This is a genomic window from Paracoccus sp. KKT209 (assembly GCF_055635455.1).
Genome location: NZ_CM145758.1, coordinates 2700785 through 2714852, shown reverse-complemented (window position 1 = coordinate 2714852; position 14068 = coordinate 2700785). Strand labels below are relative to the sequence as shown.

Below are 14068 nucleotides of genomic sequence, written 5' to 3'. Positions count from 1 at the left end.
TCACTCCTTGGAATCGGTGCCGTCGGCACCTTCGTTGTCGTCGGTTTCGATCTCGTCGAAGGCGGCTTCGTCCAGGTTGTCGATCTCGACCCCGGCTTCCTTCTTCTGACGCAGCATTTCCTTGATCAGCTCGTCCGTCAGGACCAGCTTCGCATCCGACAAAAGGTCGAAATGCAGGCCGATCGTGTGGGTCTGACCCTGGTCCTCGATGTTCAGCAGGATCTCCTGGTCCTCGACCCCGGCCAGCGTCCCCTTGAAGCGCTTGCGCCCGTCGATGGGCTGGGACAGGTCGATGCGCGCCTCGTAGCCCTCGAAGGTGGCAAAGTCCTTCAGGCGCGTCAGCGGCCGGTCGATGCCGGGGCTGGACACCTCCAGGTGATAGTTGTCCTCGATCGGGTCCTCGACATCCAGCGTGGCGCTGACGGCGGTCGAGATGTCGCCGCAATCGTCCACGTTGATGCCGCCTTCGGGACGGTCGGCCATGATCTGCAGCGTGGCGGTCTTGCCGCCCTGCAGCCGGACCCGCACCAGTTCGAAGCCCAGGTCCTCGATCACCGGGGCGATGATCTCGGCCAGGCGCCGGTCGATGGGCGTCTTGGCGATCAGGTCGTTCGTCGCGGACATGTCACGCGTCGCGGGCTGATCGTTCGCGGGGGTCAGATCGTCGGACATGGGATCCTTTCGGACATGAAAAAGGGGCCGTCAGCGGGCCCCATGCGGAAGTTCCGGTGGGCAGGGTTTGGACGCCTGCACCGCTGTTGATGTGGCATATAGCGCCGGTGGCCCGCCATTGCAAGCGGACTCAGCGCCCCGCCGCGCCAGGGTTGTCGCGCCAGATGCGCCAGTTCAGCCCCGCCGCCACGCAAAGCCAGGCCAAGTAGGGCAGCAGCATCAGCCCGGCCAGCCCGTCCAGCTGCCAGAAGGTGACGGTCATGCTGGCGACCGTGACCAGCAGCGTCGCGATGACCACCATCCCCAGGGCGATCTGCCGCGCCCCGAAAAAGACCGGCGTCCACAGCGTGTTCAGGGCGATCTGCGCCGCCCACAGCGCCAGGGCCAGCCCGGCGCCGGGCAGGGGCGCCACGCGCGCGGCGGCCAGGGCCGACAGCAGGTAGATCGCGCTCCAGGCCACGGGAAAGGCCCATTTCGGGGGCGTGAAGCCGGGCTTGCGCAGCCCGTCATACCAGGCGCCCGGGCGAAAGATCACGCCGGTCGCGGCGGCGGCGGCGCTGGCAAGGATGAAGATCAGGAACAGGTTCAGGCTCATCTGGCGGGGGTCCGGCTGCGGTCGCGGTTGCGGTCATCGTCGCGGATCATGTCCATGACCGTGACCAGTTCCGCAGTGATGCGCGGTTCGGACAGGGCATGGCCCGAGGCCGGGACCAGCCGCAGGTCGCAGTCCTTCCAGTCCTGGGCCAGCGCATGGGCGCTGGCAGGCGGGCAGACCATGTCATAGCGGCCCTGCACGATGACGGCGGGCAGGTGCTGGATGCGGTGGCGGTCGCGCAGAAGCTGGCCTTCCTGAAGAAAGCAGCCATGGGTGAAATAGTGATTCTCCAACCGGGCAAAGGCGCGGGCATATTCCGCGGGCGCGTGGCTGACGGCCGAGGATTGCAGCCCCGCCAGCGCATTTTCCCACATGAGCCAAGGCTGGGCAAAGCGCGCCTGCCGCCCCAGGTCGCTGTCGAACAGCCGGCGGTGATAGGCGCCGATCATGTCATGGCGCTCGGCCTGCGGGATCGGCTCCTGGAACTGCGCCCAGAGGTCGGGAAAGAATCGCGCGGCACCCCCGCCATAGAACCAGTCCAGTTCGGTCTGGGTGCCCAGAAAGACGCCGCGCAGGATCAGGCCGGTGACGTGATCGGGATGGGCCTGCGCATAGGCCAGGGCCAGCGTGGCGCCCCAGCTGCCGCCGAACAGCAGCCAGCGCGGAATGTCCAGGTGGCCGCGGATCAGGGCGATGTCGGCGATCAGGTGCGGCGTGGTGTTGGCATGGACCGAGGCGGTCGGACGGGACCGCCCGCAGCCCCGCTGGTCGAACAGCACCACGCGGTAATGCGAGGGGTCGAAAAAGCGCCGCATGAAGGGACTGCAGCCGCCCCCCGGCCCGCCGTGCAGCACCAGGACGGGACGTCCCTCGGGGTTGCCGCATTCCTCGACATAGAGGCTGTGGCCGTCGCCCACCTCGATCATGTGCCGCGCAAAGGGTTCGGCCGCCGGGTGAAGGCGGCCATGTGACGCGGAGATTTGTCCTGCCAATCGGTCCATCCTGCCAGTATAAGGCCAGTTGACGCCGCCCGCCAGAAGGACCGCCCGCATGAGCAGCATCGACCCCGCCGAGATCGCCAAGTTCGAGGCCATGGCCGCCGAATGGTGGGACCCCAAGGGCAAGTTCCGCCCGCTGCACCTGATGAACCCGCTGCGGCTGGACTATATCGCCACCCAGGTGGCGGTGGAATTCGGGCGCGACCGCCGCGACCTGCGGCCCTTTCAGGGACTGCGCGTCCTGGACATCGGCTGCGGCGGCGGGCTGGTGGCCGAGCCGATGGCGCGGCTTGGGGCCGAGGTGGTCGGCGCCGACGCCGCCGAGGGCAATATCGCCGTGGCACGGGTCCATGCCGATCAGCAGGGGCTGGCGGTCGATTACCGCGCCACGACCGCCGAGGCGTTGGCCGACGCGGGCGAGGTCTTCGACGTCGTCCTGGCACTGGAGATCGTCGAGCATGTGGCCGACCCGGCCGCCTTCATCGCCACCTGCCAGCGGCTGGTGCGCCCCGGCGGCCTGGTGATCCTGTCCACGCTGAACCGCACCGCCCGCAGCTTTGGCGCGGCGATCCTGGGGGCGGAATGGATCATGCGCTGGCTGCCGCGCGGCACCCATGACTGGAACCGCTTCATCACGCCCGATGAACTTGCGGCCAAGGCGCATGCGGCGGGGCTGGTGGTGGTCGATCGCCGCGGGATGGTCTTCAACCCGCTGACCCTCGGCTGGCGCCTGTCGGATCGCGACCTGTCGGTGAACTACATCATGACGGCGCGCCGGGGATAATCCTCGCGCCTGCCCGGATCAGGAGGATTTCGGCCGGAAGGCCGCGATCCTGGCCGGGTCGGTCTCGATCCGGGCGGCGCCCATCAGGTCCAGGCAATAGGGAACGGCGGCAAAGACCGCGTTCAGGCAGGTGGCGATGGCCGAAGGCTTGCCCGGGATGGTGATGATCAGGCTCTGCCCGCGGATCGCGGCGGTCTGGCGCGACAGGATCGCGGTCGGGACCTCGCGCAGCGAGGCGCGGCGCATCTCCTCGCCGAAACCGGGAAGTTCCTTGTCCATGACATCTGCCACGGCCTCGGGCGTCAGGTCGCGCGGCGCGGGGCCGGTGCCGCCGGTCACCAGGATCAGGTCCGTGCCGCCATCGGCCAATTCGCGCAGCTTGGCGGCCACGATGTCGCGGCCGTCGGGGATGATGTGACGATCGATCTGCATGGGGGAGGTGACGACACCCCGCAGCCAATCCTCGGCGCCGGGGCCGCCCTTGTCCTCGTATTCGCCGCGCGACGCCCGGTCGCTGACGGTGACGATGGCGATGCGGGCGGCCCCGTCCGTCATTTCGCCACGCGGGCGTTGCGGTTGGCGATCAGCTTCAGGCGCAGCGCGTTCAGGCGGATGAAGCCCGCCGCGTCCTTCTGGTCATAGGCGCCGGCATCGTCCTCGAAGGTGACATGCGCCTCGCTGTAGAGCGAATGATCCGACCAGCGGCCCACGCAGGTCGCCAGACCCTTGTAGAGCTTCAGCCGCACCGTGCCGGTCACATGCTCCTGCGACTTGTCGATCAGCGCCTGCAGCATCTCGCGCTCGGGGCTGAACCAGAAGCCGTTATAGATCAGCTCGGCATAGCGCGGCATGAGCGAGTCCTTGAGGTGACCCGCGCCGCTGTCCAGCGTGATCTGCTCGATCCCGCGATGAGCCTCCAGCAGGACCGTGCCGCCGGGGGTTTCATAAATGCCGCGCGACTTCATGCCGACAAAGCGGTTTTCCACGAAATCCAGGCGGCCGATGCCGTGCCGGCCGCCCAGCTCGTTCAGCCGGGTGAGGATCGTGGCGGGCGACATCGCCTCGCCGTTGATCGCGACCGCATCGCCCTTTTCGAAGGTCACCTCGATGAATTCGGGCGTGTTCGGCGCATCCTCGGGGTTCACGGTGCGCTGATAGACATAGTCGGGCGCGGCCTCGGCCGGGTTCTCCAGCGCCTTCCCCTCTGACGAGGTGTGCAGCAGGTTCGCGTCCACGCTGAAGGGCGCCTCGCCGCGCTTGTCCTTGGCGATGGGGATCTGGTTCTTCTCGGCGAACTCGATCAGCTTGGTGCGGCTGGTCAGGTCCCATTCACGCCAGGGCGCGATCACCTTGATCGACGGGTCCAGGGCATAGGCCGACAGCTCGAACCGGACTTGGTCGTTGCCCTTGCCGGTCGCGCCATGCGCCACCGCATCCGCGCCATGTTCCTGCGCGATCCGCACCAGGTGCTGCGAGATCAGCGGCCGCGCGATCGACGTGCCCAGCAGGTAGAGCCCCTCGTAGAGCGCATTGGCCCGGAACATCGGGAAGACGAAGTCGCGCACGAATTCCTCGCGCACGTCGAGGATGTGGATGTTCTCGGGCGCGATGCCCAGCATCTCGGCCTTGGCGCGCGCCGGCTCCAGTTCCTCGCCCTGGCCCAGGTCGGCCGTGAAGGTGATCACCTCGCAGCCGTATTCGGTCTGCAGCCATTTCAGGATGATCGAGGTGTCGAGGCCCCCGGAATAGGCCAGGACCACTTTTTTCGGCGCGTCGGACATGCGGTAACCCTTCATCGAAGTTTCCGGGGGAATACGGCCATTTCTCCGGTGTCACAAGGGTGCAGGACCGATTGGCCGCGGGGCCGCCCGGGGCCGCCCCTGCACCTTGCGAAGGCTTGCTTATTCGACGCTTTCGCGGCATGGGCGGGGCATGGAAAATTTTGTCGCCTCCGTCCGTCAGGCCGAGGCCGCGCTTCGCGACCTGTTCGAGCCTACCCCGTTGCAGCGCAACGATCATCTGTCCGCCAAATACGGCGCCGACATTTGGCTCAAGCGCGAGGATCTGACTCCCGTGCGCAGCTACAAGCTGCGCGGCGCCTTCAATGCCATGCGCAAGCTGGTGACGCCGGGGCAGGGCGCGCAGGCGCATTTCGTCTGCGCCAGTGCCGGCAACCATGCGCAGGGCGTGGCCTATGCCTGCCGCCATTTCGGCGCGCGCGGCACGATCTTCATGCCGGTGACCACCCCAAAGCAGAAGATCGACAAGACACGCGTCTTTGGCGGCGACGCGATCGAGATCGTGCTGACGGGCGACTATTTCGACCAGACCCTGGCCGCCGCGCAGGAGTTCTGCGTCGCACAGGGCGCGCAGTTCCTGTCGCCCTTCGACGCGCCCGACGTGATCGAGGGGCAGGCGACCGTCGCCCTCGAAATGCTGACCCAACTGGGCCGCGCGCCCGACCTGGTCGTGCTGCCGGTCGGCGGCGGCGGGCTGTCGGCCGGTGTCACCCGGTATCTGCAGACCGAGGCGCCCGAAGCAGGTTTTGCCTTTGCCGAACCCCTGGGCGGCGCCAGCCTCAAGGCCGCGCTGGAGGCGGGCGCGCCGGTCGCGCTGCCCGCCGTGGACAGCTTCGTCGACGGCGCCGCCGTGGCCCGCATCGGCGCGCTGCCCTTCGAGGCACTGTCGCGCTTTGCGCCCGCCGACGTGTTCTTGGCCCCCGAGGACCGCATCTGCCGCACCATGCTGGAGATGCTGAACACGGAAGGCGTCGTGCTGGAACCCGCGGGCGCACTGGCGCTGGACGTGCTGGGTGACTTGGGCGATCTGTCCGGCAAGACGGTGGTCGCGGTCTGTTCAGGCGGCAATTTCGACTTCGAGCGCCTGCCCGAGGTCAAGGAACGCGCCCAACGCTTCCAGGGCCTGAAGAAGTACTTCGTCCTGCGCATGCCGCAGCGACCCGGCGCGCTGCGCGATTTCCTGGATCTGTTGGGACCGCAGGACGACATCGCGCGCTTTGAATATCTCAAGAAGTCGGCCCGCAACTTCGGCTCGGTGCTGATCGGGATCGAGACCGCGGCGCCCGCCAACCTGACGGCGCTGATGGCGCGGCTGGACCAGTCGGGCTTTGCCTATCGCGACATCACCAATGACGGTATCCTGTCGGAACTGCTGGTTTGACGCCGGGGGGTCGCGGGGGCCCCTCATGTGTTGAAGTTTAATTGTCTGCTGTATTCGGATTTACCTGATCTTTAGGCCGGTGGCGCTAGAGATCAGGTCATGAAACCCGCGAATCGTATCCGTCCCCCGTCCAAATCTTCCGATGCCCCGCCGCCTCCGCGCCGGACGGTGCTGCTGGTGGCCGGCAACGCCGCGCGCCGCAGGTCGGTCTCGGCCATGCTGCGGCGGGGCGGCTACCTCGTGGCCGAGGCCCGCGACGGGAGCGAGGCGCTGGCACTCTGCGGACAGCTGTCGCCCGACCTGATCCTGTCGGACTGGGCCATGCCGGGCATGTCGGGTCCCGAATTCTGCGCCGCCTTCCGCAAGCTGCAACGCGCCAGCTATGGCTACCTGGTCCTGCTGGCGGAGGGCAAGGACGACACCGACATCAAGGAAGGCCTGGACGCCGGGGCGGATGATTTCCTGGCGCTGCCGATCCTGCCGCAGGAACTGATGGCCCGGCTGGCGGCGGGCGAACGCATCCTGCGCATCGAGGAGGAGCTGCGCGCCAGCAACGTCCAGCTGCGGCAGGCGCTGGCGCAGCTGAGCGAGACGCAGGCCGCCATCGAGCGCGACCTGCGGGAGGCCCGCAAGCTGCAGCAGGGCCTGGTCCGGGAAAGGTCGGGCCGCTTCGGTCCGGCCGAGATCAGCCTGCTTCTGCGTCCGGCCGGCCATATCGGCGGCGACCTGGTCGGGTTCTTCCCGATCGGCGCGGACCGCATCGGGCTTTATGCGCTGGACGTGTCGGGCCATGGCGTCACGGCGGCGCTGCTGACGGCGCAGCTCTCGGTGCATCTGTCGGGCTCGTCGGACCAGAACGTCGCGCTGCGCGGGGCGCAGAGCGGGGCGGATGCGGCAGGACCGGTGGCCTTGGCCCATTTCTTCAACAACATGATGCTGGAGGAGATGAACACCGACAGCTACTTCACCATGATCTATGGCGAACTGAATTACGTCACCGGCCATCTGCGGATGGTCCAGGCCGGCCACCCGCATCCGGTCCTGCAGCGCGCCGATGGGGCCATCACCCATCTGGGTCGCGGCGGCATGCCGATCGGGGTCTTTGAAAATGCCCTCTTCGATGAAATCGATCTGACGCTCGGGCCGGGCGACCGACTGCTGATCACCTCGGACGGCATCACCGAGGCGGAAACCCCCAGTGGCCGGCAACTGGGCAACGAGGGGTTGGAGGCGGTGATGCGCACCAACGCCTTCCTCAACGGGCATTCCTTCCTCGAGTCGATGGCCTGGTCGGTGTCGGAATATTGCCGGGGCGAGCGGCTGGACGACATGTCCGCGGTGCTTGTCGAGTTCCGGGGCGAAGGCAAGCTGATCCGCATGGGCGACTAGTGCCACGACCCTTCAGCGGGAAATCCACATGCGCAGTGCGTGACACGATCCGGGATCGACCAGCGCCGACAGCGCCTGCCGCGGGGTCATCCAGTGCGCGCTATGGCTCGGCTCGGTCGGATCGCCGCGGCGCAGGACGGGCCGCGCCGTCCAGATCAGGCACAGCTTTTCCGCATGCATGCCGTAATCGGGCATGTAGCAGAACCGCCGGTAGCTGCCCAGCAGCCGGGGCGCGCCGATGCTCCAGCCGGTTTCCTCCGCCACCTCGCGGTGCAGCGCGGCCAAGGAGGATTCGCCGGGATCGACGCCCCCGCCGGGAAGCTGATATTCGGGAACTGGCGCCTGCTGATGGGTCAGCAGCAGCCGCCCGTCGCGCCACAGGATGGCATAGGCGCCGGGCCTGCGGCGATAGCGGCGCCCGTCAAGCGGCGGTTGTCCAAAGCGCGGGGTCATGCCGGCACCTCCCTGTCGATGCCCGGGTCATAACCCGCCGCGCACCGCGGCGGAAGCCACCGGCCGCGCGGGCCCCCTTGGGATCGCCGGGAAATCCCCTATATTGGGCGCAACCCGGCCCGACCCCCCTCGGCGCCCCCGCGACTTCAAGGATCACAGATGAACAAGATCAACCAGATCGCCTGGGATGACACCATCCTGCCCTTCCAACTGGACCGTTCGGACATCCGCGGCCGCGTCGCGCGGCTAGACGGCGTGCTGGATCATGTCCTGTCGCGCCACGATTACCCGCCTGTCGTCAGCGCCCTTGTGGCCGAGGTGGCGCTGCTGACGGCGCTGATCGGGCCGACCATCAAGCTGCGCTGGAAGCTGAGCCTGCAGGTGCGGGGGAACGGGGCCGTGCGCACCATCGCGGCGGATTATTTCGCCCCCGAAACCGCCGACGCGCCTGCCCGCATCCGGGCCTGGGCCAGCTTTGACCCCGAGCGTCTGGACGGCCGCACGCCTTTCGAGCAGATCGGCGAGGGATATTTTGCCATCCTGATCGACCAGGGATCCGGCAGCACCCCCTATCAGGGGATCACGCCCCTGGCCGGGGGGTCGCTTGCGGCCTGTGCGCAGGCCTATTTCGCGCAGTCCGAACAGCTGCCCTCGCGGTTCCAGCTGTCCTCGGGTCTGTCCCATGTCGCGGGCGAGGGGCCGCATTGGCGCGCCGGCGGCGTGATGCTGCAGACGCTGCCCGCACAGCCCATGATGCCGGCCGAAGGCGGGACGGGAGAGGGCGGGCTGATCGCCGCGGCCGACATCCTGCAGGGTGCGGAATCCGAGGACTGGAACCGGGCGAACATCCTGCTGGACACGGTCGAGACGCTGGAGCTGATCGGCCCCACGGTGGGCCCCACCGACCTGCTTCTGCGCCTGTTCCACGAGGAAGCTCCCCGCGTCTTCGAGGCGCAGCGGGTGGAGTTCGGCTGTTCCTGCACCGCCGACCGGGTGCGGAACACGCTCTCGATCTATTCAGCCAAGGACATCGCCCATATGACGACCGAGGCGGGGATCGTGACCGCCGACTGCCAGTTCTGCGGCGCGCATTACGAGTTCGATCCGCGCAGCCTGGGCTTCGAGGCGACGATCGACGCCGAGGGGCACCCGCTGGACAGCAGCGACAAGGCGGCCGAGTGACCGGCGACTGGTCCGAGGCCCGGCTGCACGAAGCGCTGCGGACGGCGGCCGGACCCAGTTCGGACTATGACCTGAACCCCGAAGTGTCCCCGCCGGAGGCGCCGCTGCGTCCGGCGGGGGTGCTGGCGGCCTTTCGCGCCGAGGACGGCCGGCTGCTGCTGACCAAGCGCGGCTCGGGCCTGCGCCATCATCCGGGTCAGATCGCGCTGCCAGGCGGCAAGGTCGAACCGGGGGATGCCGATGCTGTCGCCGCCGCCCTGCGCGAGGCGCGCGAGGAGGTGGGGCTGGACCCCGCGCAGGTGCGCCTGCTGGGTTGTCTTCCGCCGCATCGGACGGTCACTGGCTTTTCCGTCACCCCGGTTCTGGGCGTGATCGACGGCGCTTATGTTCCCGTACCCGAGGCTGGCGAGGTCGAGGAGGCGTTCTTCCTGCCCTTCGGCCATGTCGCCGATCCCTCCCGCTACCGGATCGAGCGGCGGCGCTGGCGCGGCGGGTGGCGCAGCTATCACGCAGCCCCCTTCGGGCCCTACTACCTCTGGGGCGCCACTGCGCGGATCCTGCTGGGCCTGGCACGCAGGTTGCATCCGTGACCCGGCTGCCCGACCAGATCCTGTCTGACGATGCGCTGCAGCAGGTGTTGCGGGCGCTGCAGGCGCAGGGCAACCGCGCCTATCTGGTCGGCGGCGCGGTGCGGAACGCCCTGCTGGGAGAGGCCGTGGACGATATCGACATCGCCACCGATGCCACGCCCGAACAGACGGTCGCGCTGGCCAAGGCGGCGGGCCTGCGGCCGGTGCCGACCGGGATCGACCACGGCACCGTGACGGTCGTGGCCGCGCGCCGCGGCTTTGAGGTGACGACCTTTCGCCGCGATGTCAGCACCGACGGGCGCCATGCCGTCGTCGCCTTTTCGACCGATCTGGCCGAGGATGCCGCGCGCCGCGATTTCACGATCAATGCCCTATACGCCGATCCCGCCGGCCGCGTCATCGACCCGATGGGCGGCCTGCCGGACCTGTGGGCGCGCCGCCTGCGCTTCGTGGGCGATCCGGACCAGCGCATCCGCGAGGATTACCTGCGGATCCTGCGCTTTTTCCGGTTCCTGGCGCGCTATGGGCGGCAGGCCGATCCGCAGGCGGTGACAGCCTGTGCCGCCCATCGTCAGGGGCTGGCCCGCATTGCGCGCGAGCGGATCGGGGCCGAGATGAGGAAGCTGCTGGATGCTGCCGATCCCGGCCCTGCCGTGGCGCTGATGGCGGAGACGGGCGTCCTGCCGATGGTCCTGCCGGATGCCCGGCCCGATGCGCTGGCCGCGCTACTGGCAGTCGAAAACGGGCTGCCCCCGGCTTGGACGCGCCGACTGGCGGCACTGTCCGCCACCGATTGCGGCGAAGCGCTGCGCCTGTCGCGGGCCGAGGCGCGCGTTCAGGAGAGGCTGCGCGAGGCGCAGGCCAAGGGCTGGTCTTTGGACGAGGCCGCCTATCGGCTCGGGCCTGAACTTGGGGTCCATCACGCCCTGCTGCGGGCCGCCGTTGGCCATCCGCTGCCCGAAGGCTGGCGCGACCGGATCGACACCGCCGCCGCTGCCACCCTGCCCATCGCCGCGGCCGACCTGGCACCGCTGACGGGTCCCGCCCTTGGCCGCGGGCTCCAGGCGGCCGAGGCGGCCTGGATCGCCTCGGGCTTTTCACTGCCCGCCCCCGCGCTCATCGACATGGCCCTGCTGGCCCAGGAGGAGACGCCATGAGCCTGCATTCCCGCTTTGGACGCATGGTCGATGCCTTTCGCCCCGCCGACGGTGCACCGCCCGCGACGCTGCTGGCCTTCTTCCGCTGGTGCCTGTCGGGCGCCTGGAAGGGGCTGGGTTTCGCCGCCGTCGCCTCGGCCCTGGGCGGGGCGGCCGATGTCGTCTCGGCGATGCTGCTGGGGATGGTCGTGGATGCCGTCGCCTCCAGTGCCCCCGGCAGCTTCTGGGAGCAGAACTGGGGATCGGTCCTGCTGTTCGCGGGCTTCTTCCTGCTGATCCGCCCGGCAATTTTCGGCCTGTCGACGGCCAGTTCGAACGTGATCATCGGGCCGAACATCCTGCCCTTGGTCCTGTCGCGGTTGCACCGCTGGACGATGGGCCATGCGGTGACCTTTTTCGACAACGACTTCGCCGGACGTCTGGCGCAAAAGCAGATGCAGACCGCGCGGGCGGTCACCGATGTCGCGTCCGAGATGGTGAACGTGGTGGCCTTCGCGCTGGCCTCGGTCATCGGCTCTGCGGCCTTCCTGCTGGCGGTGGATGGTTGGGGCGCGGTGGCGCTGCTGGTCTGGCTGGCGGCTTATTTCTTCCTGATCCGGTTCTTCCTGCCCCGGATCCGCGCCAAGTCGGGCGCGCGCGCCTCGGCCCGCGCCAACGTGACCGGGCAGGTGGTCGACACGATCACCAACATCAAGACGGTCAAGCTGTTCGCCCATGCCGATCACGAGGATCAGGCGGCACTGGGCGCCATGGCGGGGTTCCGGGAACGTGCGCTGGACTTCGGCGTCGTCTCGACCTGGTTCCGGCTGTCGCTGATGGTCGTGGCCGGCATCCTGCCGGTGATCCTGGTCGGCGGCACGATCATGCTGTGGCGCCAGGGCGCGGCCAGCGTGGGCGACGTGGCGGCCTCGGGCGCGATCGCCATGCGTCTCAGCCAGATGACCGGGTGGGTCAGCATGGCGCTGATGGGCATGTGGGGCAATATCGGCGAGGTCGAGGACGGAATGAAGACCCTGTCTCCGCCCCATGCGCTGACCGACCGGCACGGCGCCCGGGTGCTGGACCGGGTCCGCGGCCGGATCGAGTTCGACCATGTCGATTTCGCCTATGGCCGGACCGAGGGCGGCATCCGCGACATGGTCCTGCAGGTGGCGGCGGGCGAAAAGATCGGCATCGTTGGCGCATCGGGGGCCGGCAAGTCGACGATGGTCGCGCTGCTGCTGCGGCTTTACGATGTCGAGCGGGGGGGCATCCGCATCGACGGCCACGACCTGCGCGAGGTCACGCAGGAAAGCCTGCGCCGCCAGATCGCGATGGTCACGCAGGAAACCGCGATGTTCAACCGCTCGGCCCGCGACAACATCCTTTACGGCCGGCCCGGCGCGACCGAGGCCGAGATCGTTGCCGCCGCCCGGGCGGCGGAGGCGCATGACTTCATCCTGACGCTGCGCGACCATGCGGGGCGGACGGGATACGACGCGCATCTGGGCGAACGCGGGGTCAAGCTGTCGGGCGGCCAGCGCCAGCGGATCGCGCTGGCCCGCGCCTTCCTCAAGGACGCGCCCATCCTGGTCCTGGACGAGGCGACCAGCGCCTTGGACAGCGAGGTCGAGGCGCAGGTTCAGGAGGCGCTGACCCGCGCCATGCGGGGCAAGACCGTTCTGGCCATCGCGCATCGCCTGTCCACCATTGCCGAACTGGACCGGATCATCGTGATGGAGGACGGGCAGATCGTCGAGCAGGGCGCCCATGAGGAATTGCTGGCCCGCGGCGGGCGCTATGCCCGCTATTGGTCGCGGCAGTCCGGGGGCTTTCTGGGCACCGAGGAGGCCGCCGAATGAGCCGGTGGGTGATCGAGCGGCTGGGCCGCAAGGGCGACGGCGTCGCGCAGGGCGAGGCGGGCCGCGCGCTGGCCGCGCTGACCCTCCCGGGAGAGGTGGTCGAGGGCGAGGCCGCCGACGGCCGCATCGGCGCGCCCCGCATCGTCACCCCGTCGCCCGACCGGGTGCGGGCGATCTGCGGGCATTACCGCGCCTGCGGCGGCTGTTCGCTGATGCATGCCTCGGATGTCTTCACCACCGCCTGGAAACGGCAGGTGGTCGAGACGGCGCTGGCGGCGCAGGGCATCGCCGCCCCCGTGCCGCAGGTCCATGTCTCGCCCCTGCAGTCGCGCAGGCGGGCCGTGCTCTCGGGGCGCCGGACCAAGAAGGGCGCGTTGGTGGGCTTTCACGCCCGCGCCTCGGAGGTGATCGTCGATCTGGCCGAATGCCAGGTGATGCGTCCCCAGATCACCGCGGCACTGCCGCTGCTGCGCAGGATCGTGGTGACGGGGGCCTCGCGCGCGGCCGAACTGGACATCACGGTGATCCATGGGCCGGCGGGGTTGGACCTGGCGGTCCGGGGCGGCAAGCCCATGGATGCGGCGCTGTTCCAAGCGCTGGCGGCGCTGGCCGAGGAAGGCGACCTGGCCCGGCTGGACTGGGACGGGCAGTCGATCACGCGCCGCGCGCCCGCCCTGCCGATGGGCAGGGCGCGGGTCATCCCGCCCCCCGGCGCTTTCCTGCAGGCCACGGCCGAAGGGGAGGCCGCGCTGCTGGCGGCGGTGCGGCAGACGGTCGGAGGCGCCCGAAATGTCTCGGACCTCTTCTCGGGCTGCGGCACCTTCTCCCTTCCCCTGGCGGAGGGCGCGCGGATCCATGCGGTCGAGGGGCTTGCCGCGCCGCTGGCCGCGCTTGATTCGGCCTGGCGGGGCACCACCGGCCTGAACGCGGTCACGACCGAGCTGCGCGATCTGGCCCGGCGCCCGCTGTTGCCCGACGAGCTGCGCTCTTTTGACGCTGTCGTGATAGATCCGCCACGGTCGGGGGCCGAGGCGCAGGTCCATCAGCTGGCCGCCGCAGGGGTGCCGGTGGTAGCCTTCGTGGCCTGCGATCCGGTCAATTTCGCAAGGGATGCGCGGATTCTGGCCGATGCGGGATATCGGCTGGAGGGGCTCTGGGTGGTCGACCAGTTCCGCTTTTCGCCGCATGTCGAAATAGTGGCGGATTTTAGGCGAAGCTAGGCAGGGC

The 14068-nt window shown here is 68.9% G+C and carries 14 protein-coding genes; 8 read left to right on the top strand and 6 right to left on the bottom strand.

Going from position 1 to position 14068, the window contains the following annotated elements; translation table 11 throughout:
• The 3 genes from rimP to pip form a co-directional block, all read right to left on the bottom strand.
• Positions 1–624, bottom strand: coding sequence for a ribosome maturation factor RimP (gene rimP, locus ACZ2G3_RS13430; protein ID WP_419270504.1), 624 nt, complete (start codon positions 622–624; stop codon positions 1–3).
• A gap of 178 nt (positions 625–802) precedes the next feature.
• Positions 803–1267 carry a tryptophan-rich sensory protein TspO gene (gene tspO / locus ACZ2G3_RS13425; RefSeq protein WP_470396523.1) on the bottom strand — a complete coding sequence of 155 codons (465 nt, stop codon included), beginning with the start codon at positions 1265–1267 and terminating at the stop codon, positions 803–805.
• Positions 1264–2268, bottom strand: a complete 1005-nt coding sequence (gene pip, locus ACZ2G3_RS13420) for a prolyl aminopeptidase (protein ID WP_470399133.1) — start codon at positions 2266–2268, stop codon at positions 1264–1266. Before pip ends, tspO begins: the two co-directional genes overlap by 4 nt.
• Positions 2269–2317: 49 nt before the next feature.
• Between pip and ubiG the strand changes: the two genes are divergently transcribed.
• Positions 2318–3049 (top strand): bifunctional 2-polyprenyl-6-hydroxyphenol methylase/3-demethylubiquinol 3-O-methyltransferase UbiG, encoded by a 732-nt coding sequence (gene ubiG / locus ACZ2G3_RS13415; protein WP_470396522.1) that lies wholly within the window; start codon positions 2318–2320, stop codon positions 3047–3049.
• A gap of 18 nt (positions 3050–3067) precedes the next feature.
• Here the strand turns inward: ubiG and mog are convergent, their stop codons facing one another.
• Positions 3068–3604, bottom strand: coding sequence for a molybdopterin adenylyltransferase (gene mog / locus ACZ2G3_RS13410; RefSeq protein WP_470396521.1), 537 nt, complete (start codon positions 3602–3604; stop codon positions 3068–3070).
• On the bottom strand, positions 3601–4830 hold the full coding sequence (locus ACZ2G3_RS13405; protein WP_470399131.1) for an argininosuccinate synthase: 1230 nt from the start codon (positions 4828–4830) through the stop codon (positions 3601–3603). The genes mog and ACZ2G3_RS13405 overlap by 4 nt, the downstream gene beginning before the upstream one ends.
• A 151-nt stretch (positions 4831–4981) precedes the next feature.
• Between ACZ2G3_RS13405 and ilvA the strand changes: the two genes are divergently transcribed.
• Both ilvA and ACZ2G3_RS13395 read left to right on the top strand, forming a co-directional pair.
• The gene (ilvA, locus tag ACZ2G3_RS13400) at positions 4982–6229 is read left to right on the top strand and encodes a threonine ammonia-lyase IlvA (protein WP_470396520.1); all 1248 of its coding nucleotides are present in this window, start codon (positions 4982–4984) and stop codon (positions 6227–6229) included.
• A 99-nt stretch (positions 6230–6328) separates the two neighbouring features.
• Positions 6329–7618: a PP2C family protein-serine/threonine phosphatase gene (locus ACZ2G3_RS13395; RefSeq protein ID WP_470396518.1), complete on the top strand. Its 1290-nt coding sequence runs from the start codon at positions 6329–6331 to the stop codon at positions 7616–7618.
• A 12-nt stretch (positions 7619–7630) separates the two neighbouring features.
• On the opposite strand, the gene ACZ2G3_RS13390 is transcribed toward ACZ2G3_RS13395, so the two are convergent.
• Complete coding sequence (locus tag ACZ2G3_RS13390) at positions 7631–8071, bottom strand: NUDIX domain-containing protein (RefSeq protein ID WP_470396516.1); 441 nt, start codon at positions 8069–8071, stop codon at positions 7631–7633.
• Between the two features lie 159 nt (positions 8072–8230).
• Between ACZ2G3_RS13390 and hslO the strand changes: the two genes are divergently transcribed.
• From hslO to ACZ2G3_RS13365, 5 genes are read left to right on the top strand one after another with little or no spacing between them, the layout of a single operon-like run.
• On the top strand, positions 8231–9253 hold the full coding sequence (gene hslO / locus ACZ2G3_RS13385) for an Hsp33 family molecular chaperone HslO (RefSeq protein WP_470396515.1): 1023 nt from the start codon (positions 8231–8233) through the stop codon (positions 9251–9253).
• Positions 9250–9843: an NUDIX hydrolase gene (locus ACZ2G3_RS13380; RefSeq protein ID WP_470396514.1), complete on the top strand. Its 594-nt coding sequence runs from the start codon at positions 9250–9252 to the stop codon at positions 9841–9843. Before hslO ends, ACZ2G3_RS13380 begins: the two co-directional genes overlap by 4 nt.
• The gene (locus ACZ2G3_RS13375; RefSeq protein ID WP_470396513.1) at positions 9840–11000 is read left to right on the top strand and encodes a CCA tRNA nucleotidyltransferase; all 1161 of its coding nucleotides are present in this window, start codon (positions 9840–9842) and stop codon (positions 10998–11000) included. The genes ACZ2G3_RS13380 and ACZ2G3_RS13375 overlap by 4 nt, the downstream gene beginning before the upstream one ends.
• Positions 10997–12841, top strand: coding sequence for an ABC transporter ATP-binding protein (locus ACZ2G3_RS13370; protein WP_470396512.1), 1845 nt, complete (start codon positions 10997–10999; stop codon positions 12839–12841). Before ACZ2G3_RS13375 ends, ACZ2G3_RS13370 begins: the two co-directional genes overlap by 4 nt.
• Positions 12838–14061 carry a class I SAM-dependent RNA methyltransferase gene (locus ACZ2G3_RS13365; protein ID WP_470396511.1) on the top strand — a complete coding sequence of 408 codons (1224 nt, stop codon included), beginning with the start codon at positions 12838–12840 and terminating at the stop codon, positions 14059–14061. Before ACZ2G3_RS13370 ends, ACZ2G3_RS13365 begins: the two co-directional genes overlap by 4 nt.
• Positions 14062–14068: the final 7 nt, after the last annotated feature.

Excerpts from the sequence above, each read along its gene's own strand:
- rimP (WP_419270504.1), bottom strand. The coding sequence starts at position 624 with ATGTCCGCGACGAACGACCTGATCGCCAAGACGCCCATCGACCGGCGC.
- tspO (WP_470396523.1), bottom strand. The coding sequence starts at position 1,267 with ATGAGCCTGAACCTGTTCCTGATCTTCATCCTTGCCAGCGCCGCCGCC.
- pip (WP_470399133.1), bottom strand. The coding sequence starts at position 2,268 with ATGGACCGATTGGCAGGACAAATCTCCGCGTCACATGGCCGCCTTCAC.
- ubiG (WP_470396522.1), top strand. The coding sequence starts at position 2,318 with ATGAGCAGCATCGACCCCGCCGAGATCGCCAAGTTCGAGGCCATGGCC.
- mog (WP_470396521.1), bottom strand. The coding sequence starts at position 3,604 with ATGACGGACGGGGCCGCCCGCATCGCCATCGTCACCGTCAGCGACCGG.
- ACZ2G3_RS13405 (WP_470399131.1), bottom strand. The coding sequence starts at position 4,830 with ATGTCCGACGCGCCGAAAAAAGTGGTCCTGGCCTATTCCGGGGGCCTC.
- ilvA (WP_470396520.1), top strand. The coding sequence starts at position 4,982 with ATGGAAAATTTTGTCGCCTCCGTCCGTCAGGCCGAGGCCGCGCTTCGC.
- ACZ2G3_RS13395 (WP_470396518.1), top strand. The coding sequence starts at position 6,329 with ATGAAACCCGCGAATCGTATCCGTCCCCCGTCCAAATCTTCCGATGCC.
- ACZ2G3_RS13390 (WP_470396516.1), bottom strand. The coding sequence starts at position 8,071 with ATGACCCCGCGCTTTGGACAACCGCCGCTTGACGGGCGCCGCTATCGC.
- hslO (WP_470396515.1), top strand. The coding sequence starts at position 8,231 with ATGAACAAGATCAACCAGATCGCCTGGGATGACACCATCCTGCCCTTC.
- ACZ2G3_RS13370 (WP_470396512.1), top strand. The coding sequence starts at position 10,997 with ATGAGCCTGCATTCCCGCTTTGGACGCATGGTCGATGCCTTTCGCCCC.
- ACZ2G3_RS13365 (WP_470396511.1), top strand. The coding sequence starts at position 12,838 with ATGAGCCGGTGGGTGATCGAGCGGCTGGGCCGCAAGGGCGACGGCGTC.